Below are 15,598 nucleotides of genomic sequence, written 5' to 3'. Positions count from 1 at the left end.
AAACGTGTTACCTGACTGAAAGTCGATAATATTGTAATTCTTTACCACCAGATTATGCACACCGCTTGAGCCACCCTGTTGAAGAATGGAATCGTTACGATCGGGCAAACCTGTACCATCCAATATTACGGTATCACTACTCGCTAATGTGACGGATGGAAACAGGATCGTAGATATCACCATCGCGAGAATTTTTTTACTAAATAACATGCGCATATTGCACCTTCCAAATATTTCCAAATTAATTAATTTTTCAGTCAAAAAGTGCTGAGGACTTATTGACGGCGCATAACTTGTTTTTTGATATAAGAAGGGTAAGCGATGCTATTAGCAAAAAAGGATTGACGGTGATAAGGCAATGGCGGTCGCCAACATGCGTGCTGGAATGTACTCGCATCATAATCTCCATTTATTTTAACGTGTTGCCTATTGGCATCCTGCCACTCACGCGCCCAGAGGCTTAAATTCAGGTGTAGCACTATGCCTGACCAGCAACGTTATCAGTGTACAAACAGCGTATTTGTCATTATATAATGCATGCATCTACAATATATGCTTAAGCCATTAACCCTCGACGGCAACGACAGCATATTCATTGATGCCTGTATTCATCATTTTTTCTCACCATAGGATACTACCGGCTTAATATCACTCATTTTGCCGATGCTATAGTAGGGCAGAACCGCGGCTATCTCCCCCTGAAAACTTTATATTTTCATCAACATAAAAAGTTGTCAAGGCGGAAATCCCTGCACATAAACATAACAACAAACGGCTCTACCACATATAGGACAATAATCTTATCCGCCCTATAAAAATGGAAAAAAACTCTCAAAATATAGCGTCATTCTTTATAAAAAATAAGAAACGCGATTTCAAATAGGATTATTAATACCAGGGCTAAGATTATTACTATAGAACAATAATTAAAACTGACGTATCCACACATGAACGTATGGTTAGTTTACATACAGCCCCAGAAGGAAGGCACTGCCGGAATCGTATCTTATGCATCAAACAAACGTCAGCCCGCGGCTTTTCTTTGTCTGGAATTTACACACAGCTTACGTAGCGATTACAGATCCAAGACCTGGCTAAGTTCTCTGATGTTGTCTCTGAAAATATCGAGATGCTGTGCCTTAAAGAGGTAAACCTCTGAGAAAGCGATAATAAGAGCGGTAAACAACAGCGAATAAATGAAAACAAACGCGATTCTGGTCATCATCAACCCTCCATGGTCAAGACGTCGCACCGTCGCGTTTACTGAGAGGATAAAAACGACGGTGAACCGGTTATGCCATATGATGGCACTGACAGCCTATCCTGGTCTGCGCTAATTTATATGCCGCAATCGCGTAGAACACGGCCATGGCAAAACCGACGATCGGATAGAACATAAACCCAAATAGCAGACAGGAGAGAATATGGCCGAGACCCGCAAGGAGGAATCCACGCCGTTTCAGTCGAAATTTTCCGTAAGAAAAAACGTAGATCAGGTAGGCGGCGATAGCGACCATAACAAACAGCTTCATTGACAGGAAACGCCTGGAAATGTTGAAGTCTTCAAAACCCAAGTGTGGCAACAACAACACAACACTGAAGGCAAAGAACATCAGTGAGGATAGCTTCACCCAAGCCAGAACACCCTTCCAGAAGGATATTTTGATCATCTAATTTAGTCCTTTAAATATAAGCATCATGGGTTAAATTAAAAATAACGTCATCATCTGAACAGTGATGATGATGGCATTATTAAATTCTGAATAAATCGCCCGTCCCTTCGCGCCGGTGCATTATAGTCGTGATGAGTTAGAGTTCTGCAAGTCGTGTGTAAATTAATGTCATAGTTAACGTATTCGCGAGCATTATCCGCCTTAGAATATATGATAAATTACGTAAAATCACCGGCCAAGCCCATCAAAAAAGACGACCTCTACGCCTATTTTATGAATCATAAGATTGATGGCTCCCCTGCCATAGGTAAAATGACTCAAAACCATCCAATGGCTACCCGATAATCATCGAATACATTCACCCGTCAGACGTTCTCTCTGCTGAACACTCGTCCCCTCTCCTGCCCCGTGGTTGTCATTGCTACACGGCCCTGGCACAAATCCGCAAAGGAGAAAGCCAGCGGCAAGGAAATTTATAACTTAGATCACGGAAATTAATTTCTAAATCATAAAACCTATTTCCAATACCACCTTGTTAAGATCCCCTCCGAGAGCCAATGCCGTGCCCGCACGGTATATTAAAAGGTGCACTCCATGCGAAAAGATTTAACCAGCAATGAGTTACGTATCTATAAATTCTGCCAGGAAAACCCTGCTGACGTTTATAAGATGAAGATTCACGAACTGGCCGAACGCGTATATACCACCGCGCCCTCCATTTCTAAACTGGTAAAAAAGCTGGGTTTTAATAATTATCAAGAGTTTAAGGTCGACATTCGACATGTGTTCTCAAGGGCGAACCACTCACAACAACACAATACTTTTATCAGTGAATACATGCAGGAGATGCAGGACGCCTTAACCAAAATATCTGAAAGTAAAGTAAAAGCATTTTGTGATTTTCTGTCCGACTGCAACACAATTATCACCTGGGGATATGGCACCTCTGATAGCGTAGCTAAATATGTCAGCTATAACCTGATGGTGCTGGGTTTTAATATTCTTAATGAAACGGACTACACCAACTGTAATGTGCGCAGCCGTTTTCTGACTAAAAATGATTGCGTATTGATTGTCTCCAACAGTGGTGAATCTGAAATGCTGGAAGAAATCATACTGAACGCCCGGAAAAACGGCATAAAAGTGGCGGCAATCACCAGTCGTTCCAATTCAACGCTGGCACTGAACGCCGATGCCGTATTGCTCTATAAAAATGCCATTATTAAAGATACGGCATTTGAAAATATTAGCTACCCGATACAAATAGCCATCATAGATATCATGCTTTTCCATTTATCGAACGTCAGAAAAGTATCATTAAAATTTAATTCAAAGGTAGAAGATTAATGAAAACCGTTAAACTCGTCGTCATTGGCGCAGGAAGCAGCTACACGCCAGAACTAATTGAAGGCGTGATTAAAAACCACGCTCAGCTCCCCGTCTCCCATATTGCGTTAGTTGACGTAGAGATGGGCAAAGAAAAAATGAACATCATTTTCCAACTGACCCAACGAATGCTGGCCAAAGCGGGCTTAGCCATCGACGTGACCCAAACCCTGGAGCGGAAAACGGCCCTGCAGGATGCGGATTTCGTGGTCACGCAGCTGCGCGTTGGCGGTATCGACGCCAGAATCGTCGATGAAAAGCTGCCAAAATCATACGGTTTTATCGGCCAGGAAACCAACGGCGCTGGCGGAATGTTCAAAGCCTTGCGCACCATTCCGGTCATCATTGATATTGCCAATGAAATGCACGACATCTGCCCAAACGCCTGGCTGATTAACTTCACCAACCCGGCCTCAATGGTCACTGAAGCGGTGCTCAAATACAGCCGCAACCGTCGGGTTATTGGCCTGTGCAATGGCCCTATCAACATGACCCATCAGGTTGCCGCGCTGCTGAACGCCAGCATTGACGATTTATACGTCGAGTTTCAGGGCGCCAACCATATGAACTTTATTACCAAAATTCTGCACAACGGCGAAGACCGCACGCGTGAAGTTATTGCGTTAATCAACGCGGCGGATGTCGACACCCTGAGTTTTAAAAACGTCAGCAACGAACAGTTTAATAAAGAGCTGCTGGCTGCAACCCACCTGATCCCATCGTCGTATTTAAAATACTACCTCAAAACCACTGAAATGCTGGCCGAGCAGGCTGCTGCCGAGCTGTCGCGCGGGGAAGTCGTCAAAAATATCGAAGCGGAACTGTTCAAAAAGTACAGCGATGTTTCCCTTGAGGAAAAACCGAAAGAGCTGGAAGCCCGTGGCGGCGCACTCTATTCCACCGCAGCGCTGAACGTCATTCGCGCCATCTACCTGGACGATAAAAGTATTCAGACCGTTAACGTGCGCAACGACGGCGCTATCACCAATTTACCGACCGACGCGGTGGTGGAAGTGAACTGCGTGCTGACCCGCAATGGGCCCATGCCCATTTGCACCGGCGAGATCCCGTCTCCGGCCAAAGGCATCGTCGCCATGATGAAAGACTACGAAGCGCAAATCGTCAAAGCCGCCGCCACCGGCGATTATCAGGCGCTTATCGCCGGGTTTATTTTCAACCCATTATGCTCCAGCGATAACACGGGCGTTGCGCTGGTTAAAGATATGCTGCGGGCCAACAAAAAGTACCTGCCGCTGTTTGCCAACACGATTGCGACACTTTAACGGCAGGACGATACAAATGAATTCTACAGCTTTTGATAGTCAATCCGCGCTGGCCGCTCAGATTGTCAGCGAACTCGCCGCGCTCAAGCCGCATTCCCGCGTGCTGATCCCCTCCGGCAGCACGCCGCGCTGGGTTTACGATGCGCTGGCGGCAACGCCTATCGCCGAACGCCTGACCTTTTTTGCGCTCGACGAGTGGGTGAACGTGCCCAGCGAATCTGACGGCAGCTGCTTAAGCATGATTAATCAGGACTTTGTGCACAAGTGCGCGCATCCGGTTCGGTTAGTGCATTTCGATCCCTTTGCTGCAACGGCGCAAAATATTGCCCACTACCAGGCGGCGCTTGAGGGCCAGGAGTTTGACTATGTGATTCTGGGCGTGGGCATGAACGGGCATATCGGCTTAAACGAACCGGGCGTGTCCTTTGCTGCGGATTATCTGCAAACGCAACTCGACGACGTCACAATTCGCGTCGCCAGCCAGAAATATTTCTCGGCAGAGGTCACGCTCACCGAAGGCATTACCGTAGGGCTGAACAAAATTATTAAGGCCGGAAAGGTGATTGTCATCATCAACCACGAAGCGAAAAAAGACATTTATCAGACTATCGTCAACGGCGATGCTCAACGGACTCAGGTTCCTGCTATCTACCTAAAACAATTCCCGCACGTTCATTATTACGTGACCAAAAACCTTGAAGGGTAATCGGCGATGAGCATAACCTCTCTACTCGAACAAAAGATGTTGCCACTGGCCGAGAGAATTTCGGCAAACATCTACCTGACGGCGCTTAAGAACGCCTTTATTGCCCTGATCCCGTTTTTGATTGTCGGTTCTTTTTTCCTGCTGCTCACCAACTTTCCCATTGCGGGCTACAACGAGTTAATGACCTCGCTGCTGGGTAAAGGCACGCTGGATAAACTCAACTACGGCATCAACGCCAGCTATGGCTTGATGACGCTGCTGGTGATAATCACCTTCTCTAAGGAATTGGTCGACAAGCTCAATCTCAGCCAGAGTACCGCGATTTTACCCGTGGCGATTTTCTTCCTGATGCTGCCGGGCAGCGTGACGACGGAATCGGGTGGCCTGGTTGCCGATGCCTACGCGCTGCTTGATTTCAGCTCGGAATCGATGTTTTTAGGCATTATCGTCACCGTCATCACCATCAAGATGGTTCAGTTTCTGGAAAACCACGCCTTTACCATCAAAATGCCGGAGAGCGTACCGAGCGAAATTGCGAAATCGTTTAAATCATTGGTGCCCATTTTAGTGGTGCTGTTGTTCTGGATCATCGTCAAAACGCTGTTTGCAGCCACCCATTTTGGCACGCCGGGTAAATTCATCAGCGTCATGCTGCAAGAACCGCTGCTGTATTTAGGCAACTCGATCTTCTCACAGCTGGTTGCCGAAACGATGATCAGCCTGTTCTGGTTCTTCGGCATCCATGGCGACTCTATCGTGACCTCCGTCATGGGGCCAATCTGGCAGACGCTCAGCGCGCAAAATCTGGCACAAACGCAGGAAGGGCTGGCAGCAACGAATATCATCACTCAGCAGTTCAGAGACGTGTATTTAATCGCCGGTGGCACCGGCTTTACCGGCGCGCTGCTGATCAGCATCTTTATGGTGGCCAAAAGCACGCGGTTAAAACAGCTCTCAAAGCTGGCGGCACCTGCGGCCATCTTTAACATCAATGAGCCGATTATTTTTGGCCTGCCGATCGTTCTCAATCCGCTGATGCTGATTCCGTTTCTGATTACGCCGATCGTTCTGTGCACGATCACTTACGCGGTTATTGCCCTCGGATGGGTACCGCCGACCTCCGGCATTTCCATTCCGTGGACGACGCCGATTTTTGTCTCTGGCTTTCTGACCACCGGATTTTCCGGGGTCATCTTACAAGCGGTGAATTTGATTATCGCGACCGCCATTTATCTGCCGTTCGTGAAGATTTTAGACAAACAATATCTTCATGAAGAACACCAAATGGTCAATGCATCCGGCGTGCTACAGCCGCTGTAATACAGCGCCCCTCTTGCCGTACGGAGGAGGGGCGAATCACAGCCGGTGGCGAAGGCGCTAACGGGAAGCCAGCAGCTTCAGCCAGTTCACTAATTTCCAGATATTTGCCGAATGCGACCCTTTAAATAAAACGGTATCACCGTCCTGGATATCACGCAGATACGAGGTTCTGAACGTATCAACGCCCTCAAGCAGAATGCAACGCTGGGCACCGGAAATGGCGCCGGCATAGTCCTGATACGTTTGACCGATCAGATAAACGGTATCAATCTTGCTGCGGGCAATATGTGCCACCAGCGCACGATAATATTGATCGTATCCATCACCCAGCTCAGCCATTTCGCCCAGAACCAGCACTTTTCGCCCCGGCAGAACAGAGTCACTGAGCTGTGATACCGCCATCATCATCGAACCCGGATTGGCGTTATAGGCATCATCAATCACCGTGATCGGGTGGGCGGCCACGGTCAGGTGATTCACCTCTCCGCGCCCCGGTAGCGCCTGAAAACGCGTCAACCTTGTTAGCGCAGCGTTGGGGTCATAGCCAAGCGCAGAAACAACGGCGAGCGCGGCGACGCTGTTGAGAGCCATATGCAGGCCCTCCGCCTGGAGGGCATAGCTAAACGGCTGGCCAAATATCTGCGCCGTGACCCCGTTAGTTGCCGGATCGTGCGTCAGCAGACGGCAATCACAGCCTTCCCGTTGGCCGTACGTCACGATGCGCAGCCCCTGCTTCACCGTCGCCGCATAAATACAGTCCCATTCCTGCATATCGCGATTGAGTACCGCAATATCACCGGGCTTCATACCGAGAAAAATCATCGCCTTCGTGCGCGCGATATCGTGCAGCGACTGGTTATCGCGAAGGTGGACGGCCTGAATATTGGTCACCACCGCCACGGTCGGGCGCACCATCCGCGCGCTGAGATCCATACGACCAATCGCCATCTCAACGACCACCTGCGGCGTATTCCACGGCATTGACGCTATATTCCACGCAATACCGCGCGGCAGGTTCGCATTTTGCTGGCTGCCAAGCGCCGGTCCCCACTCGGCCAGTGCGGCTGTCAGCATCGCGACGCAGGTTGTTTTTCCTGCGCTGCCCGTCACGCCGACGACGTTACCCTGCATTCTGTCACGCGCGTATCGTCCTAAACGCATCAGCGTCTCGTTTCGGTCTTCAACCAGATAAACCGGCGTAGTTCCATCGACAGGCCATTGTGGATCATCGACGATAAGGGCCGTCGGGGGATACGGCAACGTCTCGAGTCGTTCTGCCAGGATGCCACCGGTTTCATTCTCCGGCCGCACGCAAACCATATTACCGGGCTGCATGGCGGGCGCAAAAATGGAAACCCCCGAAGCTTGCCAACCATCGGGCGGTGGGTTCAGCCAGCGCCCCGGTGCGGCATCCATAAAGGATTCACGCGTCCAACAGCTCGCCGCTAAAATTCCTTTTTCATTTGTCTGACCCATTTTTAATTTTTTACTCCAGATACATTTTATTCTGACGCAGCGATACGGGCAGAAGATACGCGTAATGATTCAATACGTTATGCCCAAATTAACGGTTCCCGGTAAGGTAACTTTCTATTCTCAGAGCAATATAGTAAAAATGTAGAATACATAAATCGCAATACGTAATGGTATTTTAATGCGATTCATCTCAGACAGGGCGTCACAATATGACAAGGAGCTTAAATGTCGCTGAGCCATCTACTTGCGCATGTGCGCCCTAAGCTGGAAGCGCTTAACGCAGCCGCGCAGCCGTCCCCTTTTCCGGGCTATATTCTGTTTCTCAGCGCCTCGAATGGCCAGAGCCGCTGCTATACCGCCTATGCCAGCGCCGAGTCTCTGGAAGAGGCCTGGCAGCGCGCCGAGGATGACCTACAGCGCTGGGCGCAACAACAGCCGCATCAGCCTATCTGGCTACGTGCCGATCTGGTCGACAAAATTCAGACGCTGCGCTGGGATGCGCTGCAAGAGAAGCTCGGCAAAACCAAACGGAATTATTTCCGCTTTGGCCTGAGCCTGACGCCCGACTTCCAGCGCCCGATTCTCGAGCAGGAAATTAACGCCAACGCGCTGCTGTACCACGGTGCAGAAGGCGTTGCGACGCCCAATGCCGCCAATCTGGCCCACTATTCTCGCTGGCGCTTTGCCACTGTCTTACGCTGGCCGGAAAAGCCCGAGCAGCTAATCTGGCGTTTTACGACCCGCAGCCTGTTCTGCGACGGCGAGCGGGTCTACCCCATCGAGTCAACGGGGCGCAACGCCGGCTATCGCCAACTGTCACACTGGCAGGAAGAGGCGCTCGATCCGATGATCGGCTCCGCAACGGACTACCTGGCGCGTCAGGTCACCCCCTCAGGGCGCTACGATTACGGCTGGTTTCCCTGCTTCGATCGCGCGATTCCAACCTACAATGCCCTGCGCCATGCCAGTTCAACCTACGCACTGCTGGAAGGCTGGGAAGTTACCCAGGCCCCCGCGCAGTTTGCCGCCATTGAACGCGCGCTGAACGATCTCTCTACCGAGCTGATTGCCACCCGCACGCTACCGGACGGCAGCGACGCCGATTTCCTGATCGACACCGGCGGTGAAATTAAACTCGGCGGCAATGCGGTTTGCATCCTCGCGATGGCGAAATATACCGAACTGACCGGCGACGAGCGCTACCTCGCACAAATGCAGCGGCTGGCCAACGGCATCGGCTTTATGCAGAAACCAGAAACCGGCGGCTTTAACCACGTCCTGCACGCGTCGGACCTGTCGCTGAAGGCGGAGCACCGCATCATCTACTATGACGGCGAAGCCGCCTTTGCGCTGATGCGTCTGTACGGGCTCACAAAAGCGCCGCGCTGGCTGGCGATGGTGGAACGCGCCATGGATCACTTTATCGCGCAGAAACACTGGCAGGCTCACGACCACTGGCTAAGCTACTGTGTAAACGAGCTCACGCTGTACCGTCCGCTTGAGCGCTACTATCAGTTTGGTCTGGACAACGTGCGCGATCATCTCGACTTCGTCATGCATCGGGTCACCACCTACCCCACGCTGCTTGAGCTGATGATGGCCGCGTCCCGTATGCTGGCCCGGCTGGCGGAGTCAGAACATCGTCATCTGCTCGACGGTTTTGATCTCGACCAGTTCAACCTCGCGCTGGAAACACGGGCGCGCTACCTGGCCAACGGCTTTTTCTGGCCAGAACTGGCCATGTTCTTCAAGAACCCGGCCCGCATCGTGGGCAGCTTTTTCATTCGACATCACAGCTTCCGGGTACGCATCGACGACGTAGAACATTACCTGTCTGGCTATGTCGCTTACCGAAAACACTGGCGTCATCGACATGGCTATACGGCATAAACTCCTGATGATGAGCGTTCGCTGAATGAAGCGCCTGCGGGATCGCGCGCATCCGTTTGTCTGGAAACGATGGTTCTCATTGTTTCTGGCGCTGCTGCTGTTTGTGCCTCCGGAGCTGGGCGCGGGCTGGGATTTCAATACCATCAATCAGCGAACTCAGCGCCTGTATGGCCCGGCGACGCCTGCCGCACAGCGTAATATTGACGCCTGGGAGGCGTTGCTAAAACAACCGACGCAGGGCAATATTCAGGCCACGCTGAACCGCGTAAACCAGTTTTTTAATTCGCGGATCCGTTTCGTCGATGATATGACGGTGTGGGGGCAAGAAGATTATTGGGCAACGCCGGTAGAGGCGCTGCGTAAAGGTGCGGGAGACTGTGAAGATTACGCACTGGCGAAGTATTTCACCCTACGTGAATTAGGCGTTCCGGCCAGCCAGCTGCGCATTACCTATGTTAAAGCCTTACAATTAAATCAGGCACATATGGTTGTCACCTGGTATTCGACGCCGGATGCAATTCCGCTGGTCCTCGATAACCTTAAGCCCGCCATCTTACCCGCTACCGCCCGCAGCGATCTGCTCCCCGTGTATTCCTTTAACGGGGAAGGCTTATGGATCCCACAGGCCAGCGGCAGCAAGCGCGTGGGCGACAGCAAAAGGCTCTCTCGTTGGCAGGATCTTCTCACCAGGATGCGTGCAGAAGGATTTGTAATTAATGAATAGGAAGCGGTCATGTCCCTTTATAAACAGCTACTGATTGGCATCTGCCTGTTTACGCTGACGATCTTCTGCGGGAATTTTTTCGCCACGCTGGAAAGCTCGCGCGAACAGTACCATAACCAGCTGAGCGCCCATGCCCAGGACGCCGCCACAGCGCTCGGCCTGTCGCTGACCGCGCACATCGACGATCCCGTCATGACGGAGCTGATGGTGAACTCGATTTTTGACAGTGGCTACTTCTACCGCATTCAGGTCGTCGATATCAAAACCGGCCACCCGATTATCGAACGCCAGAACATTCCGCCCAGCGCTAACGTGCCGGGCTGGTTTGTCCGGATGGTGCACCTGAACCCCGGCCAGGGGGAAGCCATCGTCATGCGAGGCTGGACGCAGGCCGCGCGCGTGGAGGTGGTTAGCCACCCGATGTTTGCCCTTTCACGCCTGTGGAGCAGCCTCGTCGCCAGCTTCCTGTGGCTGACCGGCTGTAGCGTGCTGTGTATTCTGGGCGCCACGTTCCTGCTGCGCAACCGCCTGCGCCCGCTGAACTACATCGTTGAACAGGCCACCGCCATCAGCCGTCGCGAGTTCCTGAGCCTGCCCGCGCTGCCAAAAACGCCGGAACTGCGCCGGGTTGTAGAAGCCACAAACATGATGGTCACGCAGCTCAAAGCACTGTTCAGCGAACAGGCTAAACGGACCGAGTCTCTGCGTCAGGAAGCCTATAACGACAGCCTCACTGGCCTGAACAACCGCCGCGCCTTTGACATTAAATTCCAGACCCGCCTGAGCGATGAAGATCACGCCGACGGCAACCTGATCCTGCTGCGCGTCCAGGATCTGATGGGCCTCAACCAGCGTCTTGGCGGCGCCAACACCGACACCCTGCTTAAAGCGGTGGCCGATATTCTTAACAACCTCCAGCAGCGCTTCTTCCACGCAGAAGGCTTCGTCGCCCGCGTGCGCGGCGGTGAGTTTGCTATCATCACCGCGCCGGTGCTGCCGACGGAAATGGAGAGCTTCGCCAGCGCCCTCAGCACACAGCTAAAATCACTGAACGAAACCGGCCTGAGCGACGTCACCCCGGTGGCGCACTTTGCCCAAGTCGCTTTCCACTATGGCGATACCCCACAACATCTGCTGCGTCAGGCGGATCAAATCCTGGTGGCGGCAGAAGCCGACATGCGCACGTTCGTCGATGCTAACGCCAACGCACAGCAGGTGACCGACGAAGATCACCACCACTGGCATCAGCGTCTGACGGACATTCTGGACAGAGAAGCCTTCGAGCTATACTCGCAGCCGGTTTACGAATGCAATACTAAACACATTGTTTTACATAGAAAAATACTGGCTCGCATTAAAACCGCCGACGGCGAAATCATCCCAGCAGGCCGCTTTATTCCCTGGGTTCGCCGCCTGTCGCTCGGCCGTCGCATGGACGTCGTCATGCTCAAACAGACGCTGCGCGCCATGGAAAGCACCAGCCATGCCTTTGCGCTTAGCATCAGCGGTGAAAGCGTTGCCGACGATGACAACCTGAACGCGCTGCTCCAACCGCTCAAAGCCGCACGCCATCTGGCGTCGCGTCTGACGCTTGAGCTGGACGAGAACGAACTTCCGGAACCAGACCGCGTAAACCTGCTGGTGAAAAAACTACAAGAACTGGGCTGTGGCCTGGGGCTCCAGCACTTCGGCGGCCGCTTCCACCTGATTGGCAACCTGCCGCAGTGGGGGCTTGCCTGGATTAAAGTCGACGGCGGCTATATCCATCAAATCAATAAAGAAGAAGACAAAAAGCTCTTTATCGAGGCCATTTACTGGGCAACGCGACAGATTAATTTACCCCTTATCGCCGAGCGGGTTGAAACCGAAGGCGAACTGGCAGTGCTGGAAAAAATTGGCCTCTACGGCGCTATGGGCCGCTATTTTAGCGATGCCAGCACCCTATAATCATTTTCAGGAGAACGGCCATGCATTTTATTGAACGCGATGGTGAAGGACGGATCGTCAGGGTTGAAGCCGTGGAGTTTAGCGGGATGACCGAAAAAAGTGCGGAGACCACGGCAGAAATTAACGAGTGGCTTAAGGTTGAAGGTCTCCGTGCAGCCACGCTCCAGCGCCTTCAGCAGAGCGACCTGGATATGGTCCGCGTACTGGAAGACTTGATTGAAGTGCTGATGAGCAAAGGTATCATTAGCATCACCGACCTGCCGCCAGCAGCACAAAGCAAGCTGTTGAACCGTGCTCAGGCGCGTCAGGCACTGAGCGGGCTGGAAGGACTGATCGGCGATGACGATGAAAGATTGATTTAAACCCTCAAGAAAACTGATTATTTAAGGCATGTTAATACTGCGCCTTAAATATAATTAGCGTTCTAAGTATTAATATTGACCCACCTATATTAGGTGGTTTTTTTATCGTTCCATCGCATTAAAACGACATTAAAATCAAAGAATAAATTCTCAATTTGTTATAGGGTATCGTTAATTGGTGAACTCACACTAAATACAGGTATATTCCCGAAAAGGAATTATCAGTATTATTAATCAATACAGCTGATTGTCACTCTGAATATCAGAGATAAAGACCCTATCTAATACATACTCCAGCGGCAATGGAAAAGCCGGTACAAGATAAATGGGAGAGCCAGATGAACGGTATAGCCGGGACAATTAAAGCGATCATCGGTCAGGTTTTCGCTATTTCACCAGATGGAAGCCGTCGCCTGCTTGTAGAAGGCGATAAAATTCTCACCGGAGAGCAAATTGAAACCGGCGCAAACGGTGCCGTCACGCTCACCCTCCCAAACGGAAAACACCTCGATCTCGGCCGCGATAGCCACTGGGACGGCAGCCACAGCCTTGCCGCTACCCCGCAGGCTACGGACCAGACCGACATTGCCGCGATCCAGCAGGCAATTGCCGACGGCCAGGACCCGACACAAACGCTTGAGGCCACGGCAGCAGGTCCACAAACGACTACCGGCAGCGGCGAGCCTGGCGCCGGCGGCGCCCATACGCATGTCATTCTGGACCTCACCGGCGAGCGCGTCGATCCCTCCGCCGGATACCCCACCGAGGGGCTCGACTTCCCGAATACCCCCATTGAAGAAGAACTGACGGTTCTTGATCGGAGCGAAAACGCAGCCGAGCGGGATGATACCGACGCTGACGCGGATGCGGACGCCGACGCAGACGCAGACGCCGATGCAGACGCTGATGCGGATGCAGATGCCGACGCTGATGCGGACGCCGATGCCGATGCGGACGCCGATGCCGATGCCGACGCAGATTCGGACGCGGACGCCGATTCCGACATCACTCTTAAAGTCGACTTCACCGCCTCCGAATCGACTAAAACCACGCAGGTGAACGGCGGCAGCGGTAATCCGAACGGTTTCGATGTCGATAGCAACGGGGTTATCACCGCCGTTGGCTCAAACGTCGTGCTTTGGGTCTCTGCGGGCGATATAGGGAAATACGTTTCCAGTAATATCCCGGCGGAAAATATCCACGTCTACGACCAGGGCAACGCGCAGGGCACGCCGGGCAAAACCGATATCTTTGTGCTGCACGATCAAAGTACCTACACGCAGAGTGACGGCCATAAGCAGCCCATGAATGCCGTCAATGGGAACCGGGAACCCACGTCCAGCGACGCGCACGACTATATCTTCGTTGCGGGGACGTCGAACTGGAGCTCAAGTGCCGGTTCTGCGAACGTCAATAACAGCATTAACTATTACGAAAGCGTCAACGTCACCATCAACGGCAAAACCTATGGCGGCAACAACCGGGTGAGCGAAGTGATCTCGGGTGATGGTAAAGAAGGCCTGGATCCTTCACACCCGGATAGCCACACCTCCTGGGAGTACAAGCTGAGTCTTGATGCCAGCCTTGATGGTGCGGCGGAAGGCGATCACATCACATCCATTAAACTGACCGGCCTGCCGCCGGGCGCCACGTTAAGCTATGACGGCAAAAGCTATACCGTCGACAACACGGGCCAGATTATTATTGATGTAGCCGATGGGAGCGACCTCAAAGCTGATTTGACCTTTACCTCGCAAACGCAGATAAGCGATCTGACGTCGATTAAAGTGGATGTCATCACGAATATCGATAACGGTGAAGGCTCAACGCACACGTCTGGCGATCTTAGCGCCAACGGCGATCATCATGATATCCATCTTACCGGCGGCGAAGAAAACCACGCCGACAGCGAAACGGTAAGCCTGATGAGCATCGAGGACGACGGGCATCACTCGCTCGACGATCGCGTGGATACCCAGGAAACTCACGATGACGTGCAGCAAGAGGCGTTAGCGAATAACGCTGATGACAGCGACAGTACGGCTCACACGCTAGACGAGAGTACAGAAGCCGATAAAGGAACGGCGATAGACCATAGTGAGGATGATAGCTCAGCCGATCGCACCGCTGACGCCAGCCTGGCCGAGACCGCAGATGAACACACATCGGCGGATCAGGACGGCGCCATCCTGCTGGTAGATCATGATGACCTTGATTTGAGCAGCGTAGAGCAGAACGCACCGCTTGCGCAAAGCGCTGACGAAAGCCCGGAAACATCGCTCAACATGCTGCTCGGCGATATCGATAGCCAGTTGAACGCTACCGATACCGCGCAGGCAGAGGAGACACAGGCGGCGACATCCGCACAGTCCGAGACAGACGAGCCGAATCACGAGAACGTAATCGATCTCAGCGACATTATTCATGATGATGACGCCAAAGATCTTAGCGCGCTCATTCAGGTGACGGGGCCATCGGGCAGTGAGCCAGCGGCAGGACACGTTCAGGACGTACCGGCTGAAAGCTCGGGTGGCGGTAGTGGAGAGACCTGGAACGCGCATGATATTGCCGAACTGGATCATCTTATCGCACCGCCGGATACAGACGCATAATACGAAAGGGCCAGCACTTGCTGGCCCTTTTTTTACAGATGGGCACTAACACATAACGCCACTTATTATATCCGCTATCCCGCGGATGCCGAGAGCTGACCTAACTATGGGTAAAAGAGAATAACGTCAGAAAGATATGACCATTAATCCCCCTGACGGCGATCGCTAAGGAAGGTGCGAATAAGCAGGTCATTTCTTCCCAAGCTGACTCGCTGATTA

At 52.3% G+C, this 15,598-nt stretch carries 10 protein-coding genes and 1 pseudogene; 9 read left to right on the top strand and 2 right to left on the bottom strand.

Translation table 11 applies throughout. The features are described 5' to 3' along the window. Positions 1-1,292: 1,292 nt before the first annotated feature. The gene (locus tag V6942_RS21635) at positions 1,293-1,670 is read right to left on the bottom strand and encodes a hypothetical protein (RefSeq protein WP_182929622.1); all 378 of its coding nucleotides are present in this window, start codon (positions 1,668-1,670) and stop codon (positions 1,293-1,295) included. A gap of 597 nt (positions 1,671-2,267) precedes the next feature. Here V6942_RS21635 and V6942_RS21630 point away from each other — a divergent pair. From V6942_RS21630 to V6942_RS21615, 4 genes are read left to right on the top strand one after another with little or no spacing between them, the layout of a single operon-like run. Continuing rightward, a complete protein-coding gene (locus tag V6942_RS21630; RefSeq protein ID WP_333501793.1) occupies positions 2,268-3,020 on the top strand; it encodes a MurR/RpiR family transcriptional regulator in 753 nt (250 codons plus the stop codon). Then, entirely contained in the window at positions 3,020-4,342 is a 1,323-nt protein-coding gene (locus V6942_RS21625) for a 6-phospho-beta-glucosidase (protein WP_333501792.1), read from the top strand. The genes V6942_RS21630 and V6942_RS21625 overlap by 1 nt, the downstream gene beginning before the upstream one ends. A 16-nt stretch (positions 4,343-4,358) precedes the next feature. After that, entirely contained in the window at positions 4,359-5,048 is a 690-nt protein-coding gene (locus V6942_RS21620) for a 6-phosphogluconolactonase (RefSeq protein ID WP_106927375.1), read from the top strand. A gap of 6 nt (positions 5,049-5,054) precedes the next feature. Then, positions 5,055-6,368: a PTS sugar transporter subunit IIC gene (locus V6942_RS21615; protein ID WP_182966444.1), complete on the top strand. Its 1,314-nt coding sequence runs from the start codon at positions 5,055-5,057 to the stop codon at positions 6,366-6,368. A 57-nt stretch (positions 6,369-6,425) separates the two neighbouring features. Here V6942_RS21615 and V6942_RS21610 read toward each other — a convergent pair whose 3' ends face one another. After that, positions 6,426-7,844: a UDP-N-acetylmuramoyl-tripeptide--D-alanyl-D-alanine ligase gene (locus V6942_RS21610; protein ID WP_333501791.1), complete on the bottom strand. Its 1,419-nt coding sequence runs from the start codon at positions 7,842-7,844 to the stop codon at positions 6,426-6,428. Between the two features lie 225 nt (positions 7,845-8,069). Between V6942_RS21610 and V6942_RS21605 the strand changes: the two are divergent. The 5 genes and pseudogenes from V6942_RS21605 to V6942_RS21585 form a co-directional block, all read left to right on the top strand. Continuing rightward, positions 8,070-9,704: pseudogene (locus V6942_RS21605) on the top strand (Mur ligase); the annotation flags it as partial. A 55-nt stretch (positions 9,705-9,759) separates the two neighbouring features. Next, positions 9,760-10,458: a cysteine protease LapG gene (gene lapG / locus V6942_RS21600; RefSeq protein WP_106927367.1), complete on the top strand. Its 699-nt coding sequence runs from the start codon at positions 9,760-9,762 to the stop codon at positions 10,456-10,458. A gap of 9 nt (positions 10,459-10,467) precedes the next feature. Beyond that, entirely contained in the window at positions 10,468-12,405 is a 1,938-nt protein-coding gene (gene lapD / locus V6942_RS21595; RefSeq protein WP_333501790.1) for a cyclic di-GMP receptor LapD, read from the top strand. Between the two features lie 20 nt (positions 12,406-12,425). Then, the gene (locus tag V6942_RS21590) at positions 12,426-12,767 is read left to right on the top strand and encodes a tryptophan synthase subunit beta (protein ID WP_106927363.1); all 342 of its coding nucleotides are present in this window, start codon (positions 12,426-12,428) and stop codon (positions 12,765-12,767) included. Positions 12,768-13,105: 338 nt separating this feature from the next. Then, positions 13,106-15,379, top strand: a complete 2,274-nt coding sequence (locus V6942_RS21585) for a retention module-containing protein (RefSeq protein WP_333501789.1) — start codon at positions 13,106-13,108, stop codon at positions 15,377-15,379. The last annotated feature ends 219 nt before the right edge of the window (positions 15,380-15,598 follow it).

Source organism: Kluyvera genomosp. 2 (genome assembly GCF_036759865.1).
Classification (GTDB): Bacteria; Pseudomonadota; Gammaproteobacteria; order Enterobacterales; family Enterobacteriaceae; genus Kluyvera; species Kluyvera ascorbata_B.
The sequence above is the reverse complement of the archived record's forward strand: the minus strand, read 5'-3'. Positions and strand labels throughout refer to the sequence as shown.